The 23,114-nt window shown below is 43.7% G+C and carries 15 protein-coding genes and 1 riboswitch; of the genes, 5 read left to right on the plus strand and 10 right to left on the minus strand.

Annotation, left to right across the window (positions count from 1 at the left end):
* Positions 1 to 67 precede the first annotated feature (67 nt).
* Positions 68 to 2,332, plus strand: coding sequence for a beta-carotene 15,15'-monooxygenase (locus HXT56_RS02910; protein WP_421778474.1), 2,265 nt, complete (start codon positions 68 to 70; stop codon positions 2,330 to 2,332).
* Positions 2,333 to 2,349: 17 nt separating this feature from the next.
* Here HXT56_RS02910 and HXT56_RS02915 read toward each other — a convergent pair whose 3' ends face one another.
* From HXT56_RS02915 to HXT56_RS02925, 3 genes are all read right to left on the minus strand, one after another.
* Positions 2,350 to 3,537, minus strand: a complete 1,188-nt coding sequence (locus HXT56_RS02915) for a pyridoxal phosphate-dependent aminotransferase (RefSeq protein WP_250309436.1) — start codon at positions 3,535 to 3,537, stop codon at positions 2,350 to 2,352.
* Positions 3,538 to 3,666: 129 nt separating this feature from the next.
* Positions 3,667 to 4,437 carry a polyphosphate--glucose phosphotransferase gene (gene ppgK / locus HXT56_RS02920; RefSeq protein ID WP_116711767.1) on the minus strand — a complete coding sequence of 257 codons (771 nt, stop codon included), beginning with the start codon at positions 4,435 to 4,437 and terminating at the stop codon, positions 3,667 to 3,669.
* A 173-nt stretch (positions 4,438 to 4,610) separates the two neighbouring features.
* On the minus strand, positions 4,611 to 5,645 hold the full coding sequence (locus tag HXT56_RS02925; RefSeq protein ID WP_421778400.1) for a glycosyltransferase: 1,035 nt from the start codon (positions 5,643 to 5,645) through the stop codon (positions 4,611 to 4,613).
* A 94-nt stretch (positions 5,646 to 5,739) separates the two neighbouring features.
* Positions 5,740 to 5,885: riboswitch (FMN riboswitch) on the plus strand.
* A 6-nt stretch (positions 5,886 to 5,891) separates the two neighbouring features.
* Between HXT56_RS02925 and HXT56_RS02930 the strand changes: the two genes are divergently transcribed.
* The 3 genes from HXT56_RS02930 (at position 5,892) to HXT56_RS02940 (ending at position 9,242) form a co-directional block, all read left to right on the plus strand.
* Positions 5,892 to 6,461 carry an ECF transporter S component gene (locus HXT56_RS02930; protein ID WP_116711769.1) on the plus strand — a complete coding sequence of 190 codons (570 nt, stop codon included), beginning with the start codon at positions 5,892 to 5,894 and terminating at the stop codon, positions 6,459 to 6,461.
* A gap of 48 nt (positions 6,462 to 6,509) precedes the next feature.
* A complete protein-coding gene (locus tag HXT56_RS02935) occupies positions 6,510 to 8,837 on the plus strand; it encodes an energy-coupling factor transporter ATPase (RefSeq protein ID WP_421778401.1) in 2,328 nt (775 codons plus the stop codon).
* A gap of 99 nt (positions 8,838 to 8,936) precedes the next feature.
* The gene (locus HXT56_RS02940) at positions 8,937 to 9,242 is read left to right on the plus strand and encodes a YhbY family RNA-binding protein (RefSeq protein ID WP_421778402.1); all 306 of its coding nucleotides are present in this window, start codon (positions 8,937 to 8,939) and stop codon (positions 9,240 to 9,242) included.
* 80 nt (positions 9,243 to 9,322) lie between these two features.
* On the opposite strand, the gene HXT56_RS02945 is transcribed toward HXT56_RS02940, so the two are convergent.
* From HXT56_RS02945 to HXT56_RS02960, 4 genes are all read right to left on the minus strand, one after another.
* A complete protein-coding gene (locus tag HXT56_RS02945; protein WP_421778403.1) occupies positions 9,323 to 10,690 on the minus strand; it encodes a replication-associated recombination protein A in 1,368 nt (455 codons plus the stop codon).
* An 84-nt stretch (positions 10,691 to 10,774) separates the two neighbouring features.
* Positions 10,775 to 13,303, minus strand: a complete 2,529-nt coding sequence (locus HXT56_RS02950) for a DEAD/DEAH box helicase (protein WP_421778404.1) — start codon at positions 13,301 to 13,303, stop codon at positions 10,775 to 10,777.
* Positions 13,304 to 13,404: 101 nt separating this feature from the next.
* Complete coding sequence (gene der, locus HXT56_RS02955) at positions 13,405 to 15,612, minus strand: bifunctional cytidylate kinase/GTPase Der (protein WP_421778405.1); 2,208 nt, start codon at positions 15,610 to 15,612, stop codon at positions 13,405 to 13,407.
* Positions 15,609 to 16,382: a pseudouridine synthase gene (locus HXT56_RS02960; RefSeq protein WP_421778406.1), complete on the minus strand. Its 774-nt coding sequence runs from the start codon at positions 16,380 to 16,382 to the stop codon at positions 15,609 to 15,611. The genes der and HXT56_RS02960 overlap by 4 nt, the downstream gene beginning before the upstream one ends.
* 238 nt (positions 16,383 to 16,620) lie before the next feature.
* Here HXT56_RS02960 and HXT56_RS02965 point away from each other — a divergent pair, with 238 nt between their 5' ends.
* Positions 16,621 to 17,616 (plus strand): MIP/aquaporin family protein, encoded by a 996-nt coding sequence (locus tag HXT56_RS02965; protein WP_116711775.1) that lies wholly within the window; start codon positions 16,621 to 16,623, stop codon positions 17,614 to 17,616.
* Positions 17,617 to 17,720: 104 nt separating this feature from the next.
* Here the strand turns inward: HXT56_RS02965 and HXT56_RS02970 are convergent, their stop codons facing one another.
* From HXT56_RS02970 to purH, 3 genes are all read right to left on the minus strand, one after another.
* A complete protein-coding gene (locus tag HXT56_RS02970) occupies positions 17,721 to 18,038 on the minus strand; it encodes a DUF3017 domain-containing protein (RefSeq protein WP_250309444.1) in 318 nt (105 codons plus the stop codon).
* Between the two features lie 91 nt (positions 18,039 to 18,129).
* Positions 18,130 to 21,069: a BspA family leucine-rich repeat surface protein gene (locus HXT56_RS02975; protein ID WP_421778407.1), complete on the minus strand. Its 2,940-nt coding sequence runs from the start codon at positions 21,067 to 21,069 to the stop codon at positions 18,130 to 18,132.
* Positions 21,070 to 21,387: 318 nt separating this feature from the next.
* Positions 21,388 to 23,094, minus strand: a complete 1,707-nt coding sequence (gene purH / locus HXT56_RS02980; RefSeq protein ID WP_421778408.1) for a bifunctional phosphoribosylaminoimidazolecarboxamide formyltransferase/IMP cyclohydrolase — start codon at positions 23,092 to 23,094, stop codon at positions 21,388 to 21,390.
* Positions 23,095 to 23,114: the final 20 nt, after the last annotated feature.

A 23,114-nucleotide genomic window follows, 5' to 3' on the forward strand; every position in this document is an offset into this window, starting at 1 on the left:
AGCAAACAACTAACAGCAACGAGCAAGTAATCGGCTACTCTCAACTTTGCAATAGAATGGTTATGTGGTGATTGCAACATCCGTTTCTCAAAATTTACCGCCAGAAAAGCGCGCAGGCACTTTGCATAAGCAAAACCAGCGTTTTCATGCTTTTACAGTCGCAACAATATGGCATACGTTGCGCATTCCTTTGCTAGTGTTACTGCTCATTGCCGTATGCGAGTGCTCTTTCGGCAATATTCCGTTTTGGACTAGCGTCACAGGAAGCACCGATAGTGTTGCCGCTCATAATACTTTAGGACCGGGCGTTGTGCGTCTTTCTTCCGGAGGATTGCTTATTACTGATCCTTCTGAAGCATATTTAGAAGTAACTTCCGACGGAAGCTCACCATATATTCGTTTGCAGCCTGCTACTCTGTCGCACAAAATTAGCCGAAAGACCACCGCAATACGGAAACAGGCTGTAAAGCATAAAACTCTTATTGATGATATTCATGTTCGTATTGAAGCAGATCGAACAGTTGGTAAACCACAAAGTACTAATCCTAGGGCATTTGACGCCGCTTTATTAACACTACCTGAGTCCGCTATTCATAAGCCGTGCATAGTGCGCGTATGGTTGCAACATCCTTTGGGAACGGTACTTGATATAGAGGATGCTCGAGCGAACGTAAGAGCACCGTTTAGTTGGTCATGGGGACGCGTGTGTCTGCTTGCATTATGCGCTTTTCTTATAGGTTTATGGAATCCTTGGTCGCAACTTTGGCGCATACAACTCGACACACACAGTTTGAAACAGCGTTGCTTTTTTGTAGCTTCTTTGCTCCCGTTGGTGATTGTTGGAATAGTAACAGTTGTGTGGAATCTGAAAAACTCCACTCCTTTGCATTTCGACACTGCAGGAAATTACACTTACGACTTTGATCAGTACGCACACACCGCCGATGCTCTTCTTAAAGGACAAGTACACCTTAATCTTCCTGTCCCGCGGGAGTTAACGCAGCTTGCAAATCCGTACGATCCTATGGCAAGAAACATGTTGCTCAACCATTCCGTACACAATATGTACTGGGATTACGCGTACTATCAAGGCCACTGGTACTCGTATTTCGGAGTGCTTCCCGCAGTTTTGCTTTTTATGCCGTATCGTCTTATTTCGGGACTTTGGATACCGGGTGGCGCTATGCTTCCCACTACGGTTGCAACAATAGTATTTCTTATCGGTTTTCTTATAGCGGGATCGCTACTCGTTATTCGTCTTATAAAGCACACCGTCGATCACGCTTCATTGGGAACTGTTTCTATTGCTATAGTCATGTTCTTTATTACCGCGAATACTGTGTACTTGTGGTTTAGAACGTCATTTTATTCGGTTCCTATGGCAGCTTCACTATTTTTCACTGCGTTAGGATTGTGCTGTTATTGCGGCTATAACAAAACTAAAAAATTACGAAATATTGCGTTAGGCTCCTTCTTTATATCGCTTAATTTAGGATGTAGACCAACGTTTATAATAGCAATTCTTTTTGCTATTCCTGCTTTCTATACAGACGTAAAAAATAGTATTGTTCGTTTCCGTAACAGCTTCCACGGCTCGTATGACTCTCGTTCGTGGCTTACGTCGCTTACTTACCTCGTGTGCTGGATTCTGCCGGCTGTGCTTGTTGCGATTCCTTTCTGCTGCTACAACATGCTTCGTTTTGGGTCGCCTCTGAATTTTGGTAACGAGTATCAGATAACCATTACCGACATGACCACGATGCGTCTTCCGGCACAAAATATACTTCCGTCCATTATCAGCTACGTCGCCTTACCGTTGCGTATAATTGGAACATTCCCTTGGATTGGCATTCAACCTCTTGCTTTTGATCGTTGGCAGTATGCTGAACCTATGATTGGCGGCATGTTCGTATTGTCGCCATTGGCATTAGTTGGCATTATTGCCGCTTTTCTTATGCGCAAACGTTCCAGCAGTAATTTTGCATGGCACACCGTCATAACTGCGTTGGTAGCCGGCAGTATTCTTATTGTTTTTGATAGTTTGAAAGCTGGTGTCGGCTGGCGTTATATTGCTGACTTTGCGTGGACTTTCGCATTGGCTGCGGTAGTAGGCGTAACGTTACTTTTAGAACATTTGTTGAGTATGCGACAAGAAGATTGTCTGCGAAAGAAAGTTGCTTACTATTCGCTTACGTCAGTAGTGGTGGCGCTATTAGCGTTTTCGCTTATTATTGCTGCTTTAAGTTGGTTTGTTACCGGACGCGAAGACAGCACACTTCGTTTCAATCCTGATTTGTGGTATACGGTTCGCGCTTGGCTTACGCTCATGTAAAAAATTACGGAAGGTAATTATTCTGCCAATAATGCGTCAACAGTCCGCAGTAGTGCGTTAAGACCGCTGTTAAACTGTTCAGGCTCCGGCAGTAGAGAAAGTGCAAGATACCCGTTTACTGGCATGTCGAAATAGTATCCAGGCTGCGAAACTAAGCGATAATCTTTCATCAATCGTAACGCCAACACGTCGTCATCAATGCAAGAAGGGACTCGCAATAAAATATTCCATCCGCCTTCAGCTCTTAGTGCACTCACGCAACATTGTGGCCATTTATCTAAAGTTTCTCTAAGAGTTTGAAGATTACCCAGCACTCGGCTTCTCACCATATTCGTTTGAGAATTGGCATATTGTAAAAGTTCTGGAATATGTTCTGAAACGGTTGCGCCGATTGGTAAGAAGTCGTCAGCAATCACATCGAGACGACGCTGCGCTTGAGCAACCTCATCTTCTGGACCAGAAACTTCAATCCAACCAACTTTGGCGTGTGGCGCTGCCAGCATTTTTGAGAAACCATCCAGCGCAAACACCAGCGTTGAGCTTTCTCCAGCCAAACGTGCGTTATCTTCAAAAGGTTCTAAAGAATAATCGTAGAAGACTTCATCAGCAATAATTGCCACTTCATGTTCTCTACACAAGCGTAATATTTCTTCACGTTCCTCAGGCTTTACGTAAGAGCCAGTAGGATTATTTGGGTTAATGAGCACAAGCGCTCTGATACGCAACGAATCATTTTCCAGTAGACTACGAACGCGAGGAACGTCAATAGTCCAAGAACCATCGTAGTGCAGCGGATATGGTATTGCGTTCACGCATTGTAAACGAGCTATTGACTCGATCAGTGGATATCCGGGGGTAGGACCTATAACAGCATCTCCAGCATCACACATGAGCATCATAAGCCACGCGTAGGCTTGCGAGGTTGAAGACAAAACATAGAGACGGTCAGGATTAAGTTTCGCAGGAGCGTGAATACTACCGCGATTGTCGCGCTGGTTAATGAAATCAGACAGCAGCGTGCGCGCTTCAATAGGGCCACGAGGGTCAGCGGTGTAGCGATCAGACAAACAACGCGGAGCAAGTCCGTGAACTGTTGGATTAGAATCGTTTAATTTCGTAAGCTTAATACCATTTGCTACAGCTTTGCGCTGAGCTAGAATAATGGGATTCGGCTCGCTTACGTCTACTCTTGAAGAAAATCGCACGCCACTACCCTAGCACCTGGCATAACAAAAGCTGGGCGCATAAACTCATTCACGCGCCCAGCTAGTAAAAACTAAATAAAATTATAACGGCAAACCTACACGGTAAACCTAATTAATTTTAAAAGCTACTCAGTGCTGCTGCTTCTGGCTTGCATAATAAGCGGCACCAATAATGCCAGCCTCGTTATGTAAGGAAGCAACAACAATAGGAGTTTTAATGTCGATATGTGGCAAGAACTTTTCACTTACGCGGCTCACACCACCACCAACAACAAACAAATCAGGGTTAAAGTACTTTTCCATCAAACCATAGTACTTAGTTAAGCGCTTAGCCCACTTCTTATAGCCCATATCCAACTTCTCGCGAACGGAAGAAGCAGCATACTTTTCAGCATCACCCTTGCCTTTTTCAAGCTGAATATGACCAAGCTCAGTGTTCGGAATAAGTACGCCGTTATAAATCAAAGCGGTACCAATACCGGTTCCAAGCGTAGTTGCAATAACCAAACCGTCTTTGTCTTTAGCGGCACCAAACTTTTGTTCAGCCAAACCAGCAGCATCAGCATCGTTGACAACCGTCACCGGACGACCGCAAGCCTCACTGAAAACTTCCGTGACGTCGACACCAATCCAAGACTGGTCAAGATTAGCCATAAAATCGAGCTTCTTACCCGGCTTAATAGGAGCAGGGAACGCAATTCCCACAGGAGCATCTGCAGGTACTTCAAAATGCTCAAGCTGCTGACGAACAATATCAGCAACCGCTTGAGGCGTAGAAACTGCAGGAGTAAGAATCTTATAGCGAGGTTCTGCAAACTCACCTTTTTCCAAATTAACCGGAGCGGCCTTAATACCGGAACCACCAATATCGACGCCAAATGCTTGCGCAGTTTCAATCATCTTCGCTAACACTCCCCTCTGAATGTGTGCTGACAATAGGATATGTACGATTATTCTATACTATATCTAGCGCGACACGCTTACTAACTTCCCAATAAAACGGCGCCTTTATTCACTTTTACCATACGTGAAACACGCTCGTAAAAAGCTGATTACATTGGCAAAACAATTGATTACAAAGAAGGCATAGGCTCCCACGAGTTGTCGTGAAGAATTTTTCTCGAATCAAGCCAACCAGTAAACAATTTACTGATACCAGAAAATATATGCGCACGGTCAACCGCTATTAAACGAATAACCTCTTTAACCGCAGTCAATGCAGTTCCCAAAGCAAAAATAAACGGGTGAAAATCGCCATGAACCATAAAGTAACGAGCCATAAACCCACGATTTCGCATAATATGGTAACGGTTCATGTCTGAAGTCGAGTTCAGTTGACGTACTCCAGCAATATCCCAGTTAGGAATATCGCGGGTGCGACGAAGGATAATATCCGGCACCACAATCGGATTCGTAACTTTACTCGCAAGGTACCCGTACGTAGTATCATCCCAATAAATAAAGTAACGAGGATCCGGAAAACCAATTTTTTTAACAATATCTCGACGAATCAAACCACCCTCAAAACACATCGTGTTCATCACGCGATAACCCGCATTACCAAACGCTGCAGGAGCAATCGGATTAGGAATACCAAGCGAAACCAAAAAATCGTATTGCCAGTAGAATTTGCCACCGTCATAATCTAAGCGGCTTCCTTGAATAACAGCGTGACGCTTCGTCCACGGAGCCAAACGATCAATAGACTCAGGAACCGTCTCAACATCATCGTCCATAACCCAAAACCATTGAGCACCAAGCTCATAAGCCTTCTTTACGCCAGCACTGAAGCCACCAGCACCACCAAGATTTTCATCTTGAGGAGCATAGACAACGTGAGTTTCATTGCCTTCAGCGTCTTTTTCTGCTTTACCCCAACGGTTAGTTAAATCAGTTTCGAGACGCACAACCAATTCGCGAGTTCGATCGCTCTGCTCATTATCGACAACCACAATTCTCCAAGGGCACTCGTTCAAACATTCAAACGAATGGAACAAATTCTCCAAAAGTTCTTGACGCTTATAAGTGACTACGACAATAGCTAATTTATCAATGCTATTCACTGCTACAGTATTACCATTTTTTGTTAATCTACTCGTATTGCTCATACTGGTATTCTCGCACCTACCCTCGCCACTTAGCTACACGCGTCACATATCGACCCGACTACGCCCAATGTTCCTAGTATGCGATACAAAAGAAGAGTAGTTTCAGGGAAGGTGAAAATCCTTACTGGCGGTAACAAAAACGCTTTGCACGTGTTTTTGAAGCCCGCGAGCGGCATACAAGCTGCTGATTCGGTTCAATTCCGAAGCCAACGGTTACAGTCCGGATGGAAGAAACGGAGACCCACCATGGGAATTTCGCATACTCATAATCATCAAACAAACGCCAATAACACTCAATGGTCAAGCGAAAAAATTGCGAAATATGCGCTATTTGTAGCACTTTCAATGGCAGTAAGCTTCATAGAATTCCCGCTTATTCCAGACTTTTCATTCCTAAAATACGATCCTTCTGGAATTGTGTGTCTTGTAGCAGGATTTGCATACGGACCGGCTGCAGCAGCAATCGTAAGCATACTCGGTTTTGCACCACACTTATTTACCAATCCACTCGGAACCGTGATGGCCGTACTCGTATCTTTAGGAGCTAGCGTTACAGCAGCAATCGTATACAAAAAAATGCATACCAAAAAAGGCGCAATCATTGCACTTTCGGCAGGCTCAGTTGTTGCAATTGCGCTCGCAATAGCAGGAAATCTTGTTATTACTCCTCTTTACGCTCACATGACTGTTTCGCAGGTTGTGGCTCTTATTATTCCAGCACTGCTGCCGTTTAATATTATTAAACTTGCGCTTCACGTTGTAGTAACAATGCTTGTTTATAAACCAGTTTCTAAACTACTTCACCACAGCAAGTAAATCTTATAAACGGCATAAACTATGCAAAATACCAGCACAAGCAGTAGTATGAACGAAACTCAAAATTGCGCAGTTGAAAACAATACTCTAGTAGTGTTGCGAAATATTTGCTTCAGCTACGATGATGGAAAAACTTGGACGCTTAACAATCTAAGTCTTACAATTCGCTCCGGCGAACGCGTAGCGATTGTTGGCAAAAACGGTTCTGGTAAATCAACGCTGGCGAAGATTATTGCCGGTTTAACAGCTCCAGATAGCGGCTATGTTGAATTGTGCGGCGAAAAAGTTTTTGAAAATACTACTGCTTATGCTGACGCTTACAAAAATGCGCGAAAGTTTATTGGCGCTCTGTTTCAAAGTCCAGAAGATCAGATTGTTACTACTGTTACTGAAGATGATGTTGCTTTTGGACTGGAAAATTTAAACGTAGAACAGCATAAAATGCGAAAACTTGTTAACAATGCTTTAGAAGCTGTTCACATGCAAAATCATAGACTTTCTAACCCGAGTCTTATGAGTGGCGGACAAATGCAGAAAGTTGCTTTAGCAGGATCTATTGCAATGCAGTCAAAGCTACTTGTGCTAGACGAGCCTACTTCTATGCTCGACTCTAAATCTCGCGAAAACGTTGACACATTATTTGACGATTTGCATAAAAGCGGCACGAGTATTGTGCAGATTACGCATAGAATTGACGAATGCCAGAATGCAGATCGCATACTTCTGCTAGAAAATGGGGTGCTTCACGAAATTTGTTTAGAAAAACTGGAATCATATTTCAACAATTCTAAATATAGTTTTTCAAAAAAAGCGCAGGAAAATATTAATAATTATGCGAAGCAAAGCGCAAGTATAAGCGATAGCGCGCATACAAATAAAGCAATTTCAATATCACATTTAACAGTTAAATACGATGAAAAATCTCCAGCTGTAATTAACGACTATTCACTTGATGTAAATGAAGGTGAAATAGTTGCAATAATGGGCGAAAACGGCTGTGGAAAATCCACTCTTGCGAAAGCTTTGTGCGGATTATTAAAAGCAGAATCTGGTTCTATAAGCGTAGAGAAAATACCTGTTAGTGAAAAAACTTCTAAAAAGAATCGGCAAAACTTACGCAAAACTATTGGCTACGTTATGCAGCTTCCAGAACAGCAGCTTTTTGCAGAAACTGTACGCGAAGATGTTGCTTACGGTCCTAAAAATTTTGGGATAAAAGGAGACGCCCTTAAAGAACGTGTAGATGAAACGTTGAGACTGCTTAATCTTGAAAATTTGGCAGAAAAATCTCCTTTTTCTCTTTCCGGCGGCCAACAGCGTCTTGCAGCAATAGCGGGCGTTCTTGCTTTTAGACCGCGAGTACTTGTGCTTGATGAACCAACAGCAGGATTAGATTTTGAAGCATCGTTGCGCATTCTAGAAATTCTTCGAACTCTTAATAATCAAGGCGTAACAATAGTTATGATTACGCATAATCTTCAAGAAGCAAAAGCTTTAGGAGCAAGACTAGTAACATTAAAAGCAAACAAAAGTGAAAGTTTAGAAGATAAAAATAAATTATCACAAGAAACGATTAAACAGGAAGAAACTTCGCAAGAAAAATCAACCTCACTACTTAGCTCTTTTGATCCCAGAATAACACTTATATCCTGCTTTATGCTCATGCTAAGCGCTTTTAGCATCACTCATTACACGCAGTTGGCTGTTCTTGCTTTTGCCACACTGTGTTTAATTATTGCCGCAAAAATACAATTCATAAAACTAATTTCTTCACTACACATGCTTATTGCAATATTTACTTTTTCGGGATTGCTGAATATTCTTGCCGTTCGCACAGGCAAAATACTTTATAAACTTGGGCCGATTATTGTAACTTACGACGGAATTAATTGCGCAATACTATTTGCCACAAGATTCTCGCTTGTAATTATTATTGGCGCAATATTAGTTATGACAATAAGCCCAACAGTACTAACCGAAGCCTGCACGTCTTTACTGTCGCCGCTTAAAACTATTGGAGTGCCAACGCAGGAAATATCGCTTATTATGAGCCTAGCACTGAGATTTTTACCAACGCTTTCTAACGAGGCAGTAGAAGTTGCGCACGCTCAAACCGCTAGAGGCGGAAGCATACGGGACGGCTCAATTTGCAAACGGATTCACGCAATATCTTCGCTTATTGTTCCTGCTTTTGCAGGCGTTATTCGCCACTCAGAAACACTTTCTTTAGCACTTGACACTCGCTGCTACACGCCAAGCGCAACAAGGTCTCATTTGCACACGTTAAAAGTTAGCGCAAAAGACGTGCTGCTATTAGTTGTGGCCGTTGGTTTTGTTAGCGCGATTATTACGTTAGGAATATTACGTTTCTATTAGCAATATGCAACAATTCGCAATATACTGTATAATCCGTTAGGTGCTTATGTAATTTATGTAATATTTGCGTTATAAAACTTGCATTTGAAAGGACGCCTTATGGCATTGACTAAAAAGCAGACTAAGCAGCTTCGCGCACTTGCTAATACGCTTAGCCCACTTTTGTACGTTGGTAAGAACGATATTACTGATGCAGCTGTAAAGCAAGCAGACGAAACCATGCAGTACCACGAGCTCATGAAGTGCGCTGTGCAAGATGGTTCCGGATTAAGCGCTAAAGAAGCTGCGGATGCTCTTGCAGAAAAGCTCGGTGCCGAAGTTGTGCAAGTTATTGGCAATCGTTTTGTGCTATTCCGCGTCTCTCCACTCGACAACGTTGACCACATTATGCTTGTGCGTGAATAAAAGTAACTTAAAAAATATTAATACTGTATTAAAAGGCTTCTTAGAATTGTAAGAGGCCTTTTAATTATTATGTTTAATTATTATCCGATAGATTCATTAAGAATGGCACGGATTTGAGATAAGCGTTGAGTTAGCTCGTGCTCGTAGCCGCGGTTTGATGGATGATAGTATTCGCGGCCAACAAGCTCGTCTGGCATGTACTGTTGGGACGCTACAGCTCCCGGGCAATCGTGTGCATACTGGTATCCTTCGTGATTACCCCAACTTTTCATAAGTTTCGTTGGAGCGTTGCGCAGATGAAGCGGCACTTGACCAATATTTCCAGCATCAACATCTTGCAAAGCCTGATTAATAGCATTGTAGCTTGCGTTGGATTTAGGAGCGGTTGCTACAGCAATCACAGCTTCAGAAAGAATAATACGCGCTTCCGGCATCCCGATTAAAGCAACCGCTTGAGCTGCAGCAACAGTTACTTGCAAAATCTGGGGAGCTGCCATACCAACTTCTTCGGCAGCAGCAATCATAATTCGCCTGGCAATAAAACGCGGGTCTTCCCCAGCTCTAAGCATGCGCGCTAAATAATGCAAAGAAGCGTCAACGTCACTTCCGCGCATTGATTTAATAAAAGCCGAAATCACGTCGTAATGATCGTCACCATCTTTGTCGTAGCGAACAGTATTAGTATCCATTACGTTAGAAACAATATCAGTAGTAATTACAGGCTTCTTTTTGCCATGCTGTAACGCAACATCTCCTGTTACTGCTCCTGCAGCCGCCTCCAAAATAGTAAGCGTTTTGCGCGCATCTCCCCCGCTTAAACGAATAATAGAATCAATCGCTTCGTCATCGATTTTAAGCTGATTGTTGAGCCCATTTTCGCTAGTTATTGCGCGTTCTATAAGCGTGTGTAAATCTTCTACGCTAAGTGACTCAAGTTTTACTACAACAGACCTGCTTAAAAGCGGTTTAATGATTGAAAAACTTGGGTTTTCGGTTGTAGCTCCAATAAAAGTTACGTCACGATTTTCAACGCTTGGAAGCAGAGCGTCTTGTTGAGATTTAGAAAAACGGTGAACTTCGTCAATAAAAAGTACTGTTTCTTGTCCCTTACTCACTAAACGTTCGTGCGCACGATCAAGCACCGCACGAACATCCTTAACTCCAGAAGTTACAGCAGAAAGTTCTTCAAACACGCGGCCAGATTGGCGAGCAACAATATATGCGAGAGTAGTTTTCCCAACTCCCGGAGGGCCAAAAAGCACAACAGAACTTGGAGCAGTAAGAGAGCCTTTCGACTGCGGATTTGCAAGCCTACGCAAAGGAGAACCTTCTTTTAGCACATGCGACTGCCCAAGCACGTCTTCAATACGGCTCGGTCGCATACGCACTGCCAACGGACGCGTTACATCGCTAGGTGCACTACTTGCTGCAAATAAATCCTGCTCCATAACCACCAGCTTACAATACGCATAGAACAAACGTTCGATTTTGGTTGCGAATCAACTAAAGCAAGTTTACAACAGTTCGCAGCACTATACGTGCGAAACTTGGTAATCAAAGAACACAACTTCGCCTTCGTCTTGCGTTGTATCTAAATCTACAACGCCAGTAATAGCCCAATTATGATCTCCATCCGAATCGTCAATAATTTGACGAACTTTCCAAGAGTGCTCACTTTTTTCAAGCGAATCGTCCAAAATAAACAAGTCGCCACTTCGAGCCTTAGCATCGATACCAACATACTCATGCTCGTCGTAGTAATCGTCAAGCACATCATTCCACTCGTGAACGCCATAGCCCCAAGCTTTATCCAACTCGCCGAGAGACTCAGCATCTTCCAAATCCATAAGCTGCACGCGACGGAACATAGCATTCCTAATCAACACAATAAGCCCACGACGATCCTCAACCACAGATTCAGAAGTTCCAGGCGCCGCAAGCGTTACAGCACTGGCTTCAGCATCCGAACCGCCTGCACTCTCCCACTCGTCAACCAAACTAGAATCAATCGAGCGCACAACAAGACGAAGCCACGAAATAATATCACGCAACTCCTCGTTAAGCATGTCTTCCGGCACAGTGCGCGCAAGCGAACGGTAAGCGTCAGAAAGGTAGCGAAGAAGCGTTCCTTCACTTCTAGCAATGCCATAACGCGAAATGTAGCCGGTAAAATCGGAAGCAGTTTCAACCATGTCTCGAAGCACAGATTTAGGCTTAATCCAGTAGTCGTTCGCCCAAGGCACATCCTTGCGATATTGCGCAAAAGCAGGAGCTAATAAATCTTCCAAAGGCTTAGGATAGCTAACTTCAGCTAAGCGTTCCATGCGCTCCTCGTAGTCGACGCCATCATCCTTCATACCAGCCATCGCAGCATCGCGAGCCTTACGCTCTTGCGCGCGAAGCACAGGCTTAGGGTCGTCCAAAGTGGCTTCAACCATAGAAATCACGTCAAGCGCATAGCTTTGAGACTCTGGGTCCAGAAGTTCCAAAGCGGCCAGCAAGAACGGGGAAAGCGGCTGATCCAACGCAAAACCTTCCGGCATTGCAACGTCAAGCTCATAATCGCACGAACCGTTCGCATACTCTTTACATTCAATCACTTGAGTATCGAGCAAAGTCTGGAAAATATCGTCGCAACGCTCAAGCAATTTTTCTTTATCTTGCGGCTTTTGCGCACTATCTTCAATAAGTTTTTCAACGCGAGCGCGAGCATCCCCACCTTGCGTAACTTCGTTCAAAATCATTGAGTGCGTTACAACCATGTGCGGATTCAAAGTTTCAGGAGCGCTTTCAATCAGCTTAGTAAACGTTGGCTCACCCCAAACAACAAATCCTTCCGGAGCCTTCTTACGCTTAATTTTTTTAAGTTTTTTAGGATCATTTCCGGCTTTTGCGACAGCGCGCGCGTTCTCAATCTCGAACTCTGGAGCCTCTGCAACCACTAAGCCCTCAGTATCAAATCCCATTCGTCCTGCACGCCCTGCAATTTGGTGAAACTCACGTGCGCGAAGTTTGCGACTACGATTCCCATCAAATTTTGTGAGCGCAGTAAGCACAACCGAGTGAATTGGCACGTTAATACCAACTCCGAGAGTGTCCGTTCCACAAATAACTGGTAGCAGACCTTGTTGTGCAAGCTGTTCAACAAGCCTACGGTAGCGTGGAAGCATGCCAGCGTGATGCACACCAACGCCAGTGCGCAATAATCTTTGTAAGATTTTGCCAAATCCGGTAGTAAACTTTGTGCCTTTAATAGCTTGAGAGATTTTATCTCGCTGTTCTTTGCTTGAAACTCCCGTGCTTGCGAGCGCTTGCGCGGTTTCAAGTGCTGCATCTTGCGAAAAGTGAACTACGTAAATCGGCGTTAAACCCTTGTTAAATAAGAGTTCTACTGTTGCTGCAAGAGGCTTATCTGTGTACTCGTATTCGAGTGGGATTGGTCTAGGCGCGTCAGCAATAATATCGACGCTTCGTTTTGTTGATTTTTCTAAGCGTTCTGCAATATCCGTTACGTCGCCAAGAGTTGCGCTCATAAGTAAGAATTGCGTGTTTGGAAGAGTAAGCAACGGCACTTGCCAAGCCCATCCGCGCTCTGGGTCTCCATAGTAGTGGAATTCATCCATTGCAACGCAGTCAACTTCTGCGTTTACGCCTTCACGTAACGCTTGATTTGCTAGGATTTCCGCAGTGCAGCAGATTATTGGAGCATCCGCGTTAATATGCGAGTCGCCAGTAATCATACCAACGTTGTCTCGCCCGAAAATAGCAACTAGATCGAAGAATTTTTCGGATACGAGCGCTTTGATTGGCGCAGTATAGTAGGAGCGTCTGCCTGTGGCGAGTGCTGCAAAATGCATACCGAGCGCAACAAGAGATTTTCCGGAACCTGTTGGAGTGTTTAAGATTACGTGGTCTCCTGCAAGCAGATCCATAATGGATTCTTCTTGATGCTGCCACAAGTCCACGTGCTTGTTGTCTTTAACCCAATCAACAAATGCTTGAAAAATCTCATCTTCGGTAGCATGATGCAAATCAAGAGCTAACTCGCCTAATCCAGCCATATACGCTCCTACTTAACTTTATTCGCGATTTTATTATTTGCGCTTTTATTATTTGCGCTTTTATTATTTACGCTTTTATTATTTGCGCTTTATTCGTAACTTTACTTGCGCTTCTTTTTATCTCGCACTTTTACGGAGATTTGGATAGGAGTACCTTCGAATCCAAACTCTTCACGAAGCGATCGCTCAATAAAGCGACGGTACCCGTGCTCTAAGAAGCCGGTTGTGAAAATCACGAAACGTGGAGGGCGAGTGGACGCCTGAGTTGCGAACAAGATTCGTGCTTGCTTGCCGCCTCGTAAAGGATGCGGATGTGCAGATTGAATACGCCCCAAGAAAGCGTTGAGCTTGCCAGTAGGAATACGCTTATCCCAGCTATCTAAAGCTGTTCGCATAGCACGGGCGAGGCGATTCGTATGCCATCCTGTTTTTGCAGAAAGGTTCACGCGCTCAGCCCAAGTTACACGCTCAAACTCAGTTTTCCACAAGCGTTCCATGCGCTGCCTGGAAAATTCGTCCATTAAATCCCACTTGTTAAACACAAGTACGATTGCGCGACCAGCGTCAACAGCCTGGCTCATAACTTTCAAATCCTGCTCTGCAATAGGCTGGGAAGAGTCAAAAAGAATCAAGGCGAGTTCTGAACGCTCAATCGCAGCCTGTGTACGAAGTGAAGAATAGTATTCAGCACCCGTAAGCTTGTGCTGCCTGCGCTTAATACCAGCCGTGTCAATAAACAGCCAGTCCTCGCCGTCAACTCGCACAACCTCATCAACAGGGTCTCGGGTGGTACCAGCCAAGTCGTTTACAACTGCACGCTCCTCATGAGCCAAATGGTTCAAAAGTGAGGATTTACCAACGTTTGGTCGACCAACTAACGCAACCCTGCGAAGACCTTCTGGGGTTAAGAAGCCCGAAGTTTTATTCGCTTTCTTTAAAGAGTTAAGAGCAGCGTCAAGCAAGTCTCCCACGCCTCTGCCGTGCATTGCGGAAATTCCGTAAGGCTCGCCCATACCAAGCTTCCAAAACTCCGCTGTCAAATACTCGCTTCTAGCGTCGTCAACCTTGTTAACCGCTAAAGTAATAGGCTTTCCAGCAGCGCGAAGCATTGAAACAATGCGCTCGTCTGTAGCCGTCAAACCAACTTGACCGTCTACTAAGAAAATCACAGCATCGCTTAAACGTACCGCAACTTGAGCTTGCTGAGCAATCGAAGAATCAATACCTTCAACATCAGCTTCCCAACCGCCTGTGTCCACAAGCTTAAAGTTGGTTCCAGCCCATTCAGCGTCATAGCTTACGCGGTCTCGAGTAACGCCTGGAGTGTCTTCTACAACAGCAACTCGGTGGCCTAGGATACGGTTTACAAGCGTTGATTTTCCAACGTTTGGTCGACCAATTACAGCGATTACGCCAACCGCTTTAGTGTTTTTTGTGTCATCTTCATTTACTACGTCACCACGAAGCAGCGCGCGGTCTTCCTCGTCAAGATCGTAGCCTTCAAGATTCGCAGCGTAACGATCGTACTCATCCTGCTCAACAGCAGCGTCAACCATTTCAACAAGCGCGTCAAGCGTCTGCTCAAACGTCAAATCTGAATTATCGAGCGTAGTTACGCCGTCCGCAGCTTGAAGAAAATGCGTTACTTTGGCGTCTTTAGCGTCGCGAGCACGAATATCGTCTTCTTCAGACGTTTGATTATTTTTAGATTGATTATTTTGTAAACTTTCCTGCGCAATATCTTGCTTGTTTCTACGAGCTTGACGCACTTCTTCACGAGCGGTAAGCAGCACGCGAACTTGCGCATTAGGAGCCACAACAGTAGTAATATCGCGGCCTTCTGCAACTATGCCCTCTCCAGAAGAGAAGGAATCTTCAGCTGACTCTGCCGCAATATACGCGCGCTGAGCAGCGATAAGCATGCGGCGAACTGCAGGAATTGAAGAAACAGTAGATACATGCGAAGAAACTTCGCCAGAACGCAACTCTTCGCTAATATCTTCGCCGTCGATTACTACTACAGGATTTTTTGGATCAACACTAAATTCAGCATGATCTTCAGTAAATAAAGCACCAACAGCTTCAACAATTTGGTCAAAACGTTCAGCATCCGCAGGATTAGTTGGCTGACCTTCTTCATCCAATTCAAGCTGCGTACTTAAATCAATACCCTGCTTCAAACACCACCATGCAGCAGCACGATACATGGCTCCCGTATCCAAATATGCGAAACCGTAGTATTGCGCTAAAGCGCGAGAAGTAGAAGACTTACCTACTCCTGCTGGTCCATCAATTGCTACACAAATCACAGGCCAACCTCCTTAGAAAGCGAACGCACTTCAGTTTGAGAAAGCACACGATACGATCCCGCCTTCAAATCACCCAACTTAATAGGGCCAATTTGCGTACGAACCAAGCGCTTTACAGGGTAACCTACAGCACCAAAAATTCGGCGCACAATACGATTCTTACCCGAATGTAATACGACTTTTACCATTGTTGTGTCGTGATTCTGGTCGATTATTGCGCAACGGTCGAGCTTAATCCAACCGTCTTCAAGATTTACACCTTGCGAAACCAAGCGTCGGCAAACCATTCCGTTTATTTTGCCTTCAACAGTTGCAATATAGGTTTTTTCAACCTCATACTTTGGGTGCATCACATGCTGGCTTAATTCACCATCGTTGGTCATTAAAATAAGACCTTCAGAATCGTAATCCAAGCGGCCCATGTGGAAAATACGCTCGTACTTGTCTCCCACAATGTCTCGCAAAGTAAAGCGACCTTTTGGATCATCCATAGCACTCAGTACTCGCTTTGGCTTATGCAAAGCAAGCGTCACCAGCTTAGTATTAAACTTTACGCGCGAACCATCAACGCGCACTTTCTGACGCTTTGAATCGACGCGCGTACCCAATGTCGTTACTAATTCATCGTCAACTTCAACACGCCCGTCGAGAATAATCTCCTCACATTTGCGTCTTGAACCAAATCCCGCTTCAGCAAGCAGCTTCTGCAGTCGAATGGCGTTGTTGTCATCTGAATGCGCCTGATTGGCGCGGGAATATGCGTTTGGCATCGTTCTCCCAACGTGACCTCACGAATTGCGTAGTTTTGTTACTACATTTGGTATGTGTAACACTCAACTCACTAGCAATTCTATTCTTACTTATTGTGTAATTGTTTGTTAATTGTGATAAATCAGAAAATTACCACGTCGTTCTATGCTATCGTATGGCATAGCCGTGCTACTATAGCAAACGTTTCACAATGTTGCAAATCAATAACGCAACATACCTATAAAGTGAGGAATATATATGGCCAACATGTCACAATCTGCTTGCTGCAAGCCTCAGCCTACCGCTCCACTTGTTATTCGTACCGCTACTGAGTTTATTGCTAGCTTAATGGCAATGTTCGCAATTTACACATTCTCTTCGATGGCTACAGCAATGTATGGCATCAACTTATTGATGGTTGCAATCGGCACTGGAATTGCATACGCCGCTGCTATTGGTATTGCCGCCAAAATTTCTGGTGGTCATCTCAATCCTGCCATCACCATCGCATCCATGCTCACTGGTCACACATCGTACGTTGCTGGAATCTGCTATATAATAGCTCAGATTCTTGGCGCTATCGCAGCAGCAAGTTTGTTTGTTTTCGTTTTGCCACAAACCAAGATGGTTCCAGATAATAGTTGGTTTGCTCCAGTAGTAAACGGTTTTGAATCTGGTTCTATTTCAGCAAACCAGTTAAAGAGTGTTAACGCATCCTTTGGCGTTGTTACTGCACTGGTTGTTGAAGTTATTGCAGTGCTTGTTATTGTTGCAACCGCAATGGCTCATACTGATGAGCACGGTAACGCTAAGTGCGGTTACGCAACACACATGGGCATTGCTTATGCTGCCGGCACCTTTATGACTTATCAAGTTACAGGCGCAGGACTTAATCCTGCCCGCTCAACCGGTATTGCTATTCTTGCGCAATCTCACAAGCTTGCAACTTCCCCATTAGGACAATTGTGGGCTTTCTGGGTTGCCCCAATTTTTGCTGCAGCTCTTGTTGGTTTTGTTATGTTGCTTACGAGGCTTGTCACCGCTCCTGCCTCTCAGGCACATTATGCGAAAGCACACGCAAAAACTGCAGTTGCTACCATGGCAGCTCCGGAAGCAAACGGCGTAAATGCTGGCGTGAATACTGATGTGAATACCTATTCAGATGCTGGCATGAACGCTGGTGTAAATGCTGATCCAAATGCTAATCCAGCACAATCTGCAGATGCTGCCGACAATGATTCCCAACTCTTATAAAGCAGCATAACTATTTTAGTTAGTAACTTTAGTTAGTAACTTTAGTTAGTAACTTTAGTTAGTAACTAAAGTTATTAACTAGTAACTTTAATTAGTAACTAAAGTTACAGCAGAAATGTAATAGAACAATACGTTATGAGCAAACCTGCACCCAACGCCATGCTGATGAAAGTATCAAAACCAACTGAGCGAACTTTCCATGGGCTACGTTGACGCAATGCTATGCGCATAACACCCAGCACAATGGCCGTCGCAGCAAGTACTACTGTGGCGGCCATTGTGTATCCCATAAAAGCCAACACAGCACACACAGCTGCAACAGCTGCTACAATCCACTCCGCATAAGGCTTTCCTTCAGTTTTTTCCGACACGTACGGATGCTCTGTTTCACCGCGCTTAGTTTTTAGCTCACTATCTGTCATACTTGTATCATACTTACTTCGCGATAACAAAGGCGAATGCCCGGTTTTACCAAGCATCCGCCTCAGTTTCGTGAAAAATTAGCGATAACAACTAGTTATCATTCAAATGTTTCACACAGCAACATCTCATGCGACGACATTTCACACGGCGACATTTCACAGACAATACACCGAATCCAATCAAACCAATAATTACAGAGCTAAACGCAAGTAGCACGATGGCAAGGGCAGCAGAACCAGTATTAGAAAGTACGCTATGAACTTTCGCATTACTTGAAGGATTCATTCCGTTTTTGTTGTTGCCATTTGCGTCACCAGCGTTGCCAGAATTTACATCAGTGCTACATGAACATTTACAGGTAGAACCATTACCAGTAGAGTCGTTCTTTATAAAAGCCTTACCAGTATCACTACCGTTCGCATTTGGCGAGCTATTTAAGCCACCGGCAGAACCAGGTCTATGATTGTCGCCATTATTATTACTCGATGTATCAGGTCTTCCATTTACGTCACCGTGAATATTCAGCTCAGGAATATAAGGCCATACTGGATTAATACCTTGGCCAGAATTTGAAGATCCTCCAGGTGTAATGTCACCACCATGATTCATAGGATTATCCAGATGATGAGGATAATCCGGATTATCAGGATGATGAGGATGATTCTGATGATGAGAGCTATGAGGATTATGAGAAACATCTGGTTTATTGCCACCAGGCTCATTTCCACCATGATCTTTTGGATTTGAAGGCTCCGGTGGAGTTGGTGGAGTAGGCGGAGTTGGTGGCTCTGGTGCCGGCGGGGTTGGCAAAGGTGTAGGTGGCGTCGGCAAAGGTGTAGGCGGAGTTGGTGGAGTAGGCGGAGTAGGCGGAGTAGGCGGCTTTGGATCTTCCTTCGTGCCAACCAAAATCACCTTATCTACAGGTGCAATATACTCACCACGTACAGATTCAATATTTTTAGTCAAGCCTTTATCTGGATCGACAGCATACGTAGTAGTAACCTTCTTTGAACCGTTCTTGCCTGCAGTTTTTACCTTCGTTTGACCTTTCTTTAATGTAGAATCTTCAATTTTTACAGTATTAAACTTGATAGTTTTTGTCTCGGTCTTTACATTACCGACCTTCGTAATACCATTTACAGCGCTCTTAATTGTTTTGAATGTGCTAGTAGCATCTTCGTCCCAAATTCCATCTTTAAAAGCTCCAAGTTTTACATACTCACTACCATCAGAAGGGTCACTGATTTTCTGTTGCGTATTATAAGTTAATGTTGAATCTGCCTCATACTTCATCTTACCTTTAACTGCTTGAAGTTTTAGCGGAGCTAAATAGTACTCCTGGAATAGCGACATAGCATTTGTTTTATCAAAATTTTTTGAAGGAACAATGTCATAGTATTCAGGGAACTCATATTGAGCATTTTTAGTACGAAGGTATTTAACATAATAATTGATAAGCTTGTACACGTAAGGATTCACAATAGCGAAAGGGTCATAAGAAGCTGGATTACTTTTACCCGTACTAGCATCAATACGCGAATCGTAAAAAGCATATATGCTGAATGGAACAGAAATATTCTTAAAATTGTCAATAGAATTCTTTTTATTTTTGTAACGAATAGTAACTTTCTTACTAACAGGAGTGAACTTATAACCCTTAAACTCAGTAAGAATCTTATCATTATCTGTGATAACAATACTTCCTGAACTATTCGTATCAGAAGTACCAAAAGCATATACTTTTTTAAGATTAATATTATTTATATTGTTAGTATTCCACTTATTAGCAATAAATACACCATCATAGTCTATGAAAGCTGATGTCATATCTGTATTTTCGTTAAAAGTTTTATTACTAAAGTTAACAACAGCACCATTTACACTTTTAGCTCCACAACCATCAAACATTTGATTGAAACGCATAACATTACTTACATCCCAGTTTGAGGCATCAAGATGCTCCAATCGGTAACAACGATAAAACATCTCATGCATGGAAGTGACATTACTCACATTCCACTTTTTCATACCATCAGCATTCTTAAGATTTGAACAGGAATCAAACATTCCAGCCATGCTGGTAACACTGCCCACGTTCCACTTGCTCAAAGCATCAACGTTAGTGAGATACGTGCAATTATAAAAAAGACTGCTCATATCTTTAACATTGCTCACATCCCAACCTTTAAGAGCATTAAGACTATCAGATGTTAAAGCAGTCTCTCCGAACATCACTCTAAAACTAGTTACTTTGCTTACGTTCCAAGTATTTAACGCGCTGATGTTGCTTAGTTCATTGCAGCCATTAAAAGCTTCCTCCATTGTTTTAACATTGCTCACATCCCAATCTTTCAAACCACTGACATCAGTTAAATTCTTGCAATTCTTAAATAATTGTTCAAAACTAGTAACATTACTGACATCAAACCGCCAAATATTACCCAAAGATTTTATACCAGAATTTTCAAAAAGACCCCATGAACCGGTTGCGACTCCAGACAAATCTGGCTCAGCATACTTAATAAGTTCCCCATAACCATACACATTGCCTTCAAAACGAAGCGTAGCACCATTAGATTGAGGACTAGAAATAACATCATATACATTATTCCAATAAAGTTTTTTGGGATGATGACTACCACTAATAACACAGTCAGTGTTACTACCCTCAGGCTTTATAACAAGATATTTCGTACCATTCTCTGTTGTAATATTCGCCGTGCACTCACTCATAAAAAGTACATCACGATCATTTAATTTGCGCTTAGGTGGTTTATTAACTAAAGGAGAAGTTGGAGTTTCACTAGGCCCAACATTTGCAGAGTTTATAGGAGTGTTTGCAGGAGAGTTTGTAGAAGACCTTATAGCAGAATTAGCAGCCCCCCCCCCCCCACGACTCACGCTGGAAATAGCACCAGCTATGTTTGAAGCACTGGCAGCAGATGCCATTGCACCAGCTATAATAAGCGAAGCAATAATCACAGCACTAATCACACTGAGCTTTTTATTATTCACACTATTCATCTGCATGCCTCCCAATAAAAAACGAAAACATAACATGCACAAGCATCCATTTGTTATGATATTATAATATGCTTCGCAAACAAGAATTAGTGAATAATGCCGTCCAATAAACCCGTCTAATAACACGCGCAAAGTGCGTGCGCTTATCAACGCAAGTGGCAAGTGGAAATAAACCAAAAACCAATAAACCAAAACAATAAACTAAAAACAAAAATGCAGCGCTTGAAGTGCTCAAACGCTGCAATTTCAGAATATTAATTTACTTATTTTACTAATTCACAAATTTACAAATTCGATATTTTACGAATTTACAAATTCACGAATTTAGTGGAAGAAGTGACGAGCGCCCGTTACGTACATCGTTACGCCTGCAGCGCGCGCAGCTTCGAACACTTCTTCATCTCGAATAGAACCGCCCGGCTGAACGATTGCGCTTACTCCAGCCTCAATAAGAATCTGCGGGCCGTCGGCAAATGGGAAGAACGCGTCGGAAGCCGCAACAGCTCCACGAGCACGCTCAGCACCATCTGCCAAAGTATTCGCGCGCTCAACAGCCAAATGGCAAGAATCCACGCGATTTACCTGGCCCATACCAATACCAACAGTAGCATTGTCGTGAGCAAGCAAAATAGCGTTAGATTTTACGCAGCGAAGCGAACGCCACGCAAACTGCAAGTCACGCAAAGTTGTTTCGTCAGCAGGATCTCCAGAAACAAGCTTCCAATTTTCAGGATTGTCACCAAAAGCGTCAATCTTATCTGCCGACTGCACTAACGCGCCGCCGTCAATAGGATGCACTTGCAAATCCAAAACTGGCGGATTTGCAACCTTCAAAATGCGAAGATTCTTCTTCTTAGTGCGAAGCAATTCCAAAGCTTCAGGCTCATAGTCTGGAGCAACAATAACTTCGGTGAAAATTGGGCGAACACTTTCTGCCATTTCCAAAGTCACTTTGGTATTAGCAGCAATCACGCCACCATAAGCACTCACAGGATCGCAAGCATGAGCCTTTTTGTGCGCTTCAGCTGCAGTAGCTCCAATTGCCAAGCCGCAAGGATTATTATGCTTGCAGACAGCAACAGCAATTTGCGGAGCAAAATCCCACACCGCGCGCCAAGCAGCATCCGCATCCACGTAATTGTTATAGCTCATTGGTTTGCCGCCGAGAAGCTCAGCCTGAGCTAAACCACCCTTGTGCAAAGGATCCACGTAGAGTCCGGCCTCTTGATGAGGATTTTCACCGTAGCGAAGCTCGTGTTCCAAACGCCAAGTTCGCGTGTACTGAGAAGGAAGCAGAACCTTCTTTCTTTCGTCAGCATTAGCATCCACACTTGTAGACTCATCGACGCAAGCTGCAGAATTGCTCAGCGTCTCTGGTTTTGGCCATGCAGCACTACTCCACTGAGCAATAGCAGCATCGTAAGCAGCAGTGTGCTCAAAAGCTTTCCCTGCAAGATACTCACGCTCTTCTAAGCTAAAACCTTCTCCAGAAGTAATACGATCAGCTAACAATTGATAATCTGCAGGATCGGTAATTACGGCAACAGACTTATGGTTTTTTGCCGCAGCCCTAATCATAGAAGGCCCACCAATATCAATTTTTTCAATAATTGCGTCACTATCTGCGCCACTCATGACTGTGTCCACGAAAGGATACAGATTAACTACTACAGCGTCAAATGGGGCAATATGCAAGTCTTCCAACTGCTTAACATGGTCAGCATTATTCATATCCGCCAAAATTCCAGCATGAATATGCGGATCCAAAGTCTTTACCCTACCATCAAGGCTCTCAGGGAATCCTGTAACGCTAGAAACTTCAACAACATTCACGCCAAGCTCAGCAAGGCGCGCTGCTGTTGAACCAGTTGACACAACTTCCGTGCCAGCTTGTATAAACGCTTTTGCGAGTACCTCAAGTCCTTCCTTGTGAAAAACTGAGACGAGTACTCGGTGAATTGACCTCGTTCCTGTGGTTATCAGCACATCTGCATGTAATTCTTGGCTTTGTGTCTGTTGCACGGCGGTCATCCTTCCTTAATAGTGAGGAA

Origin of the sequence: Gardnerella nova (assembly GCF_049244055.1) — a bacterium.
GTDB classification, from domain to species: domain Bacteria; phylum Actinomycetota; class Actinomycetes; order Actinomycetales; family Bifidobacteriaceae; genus Bifidobacterium; species Bifidobacterium vaginale_H.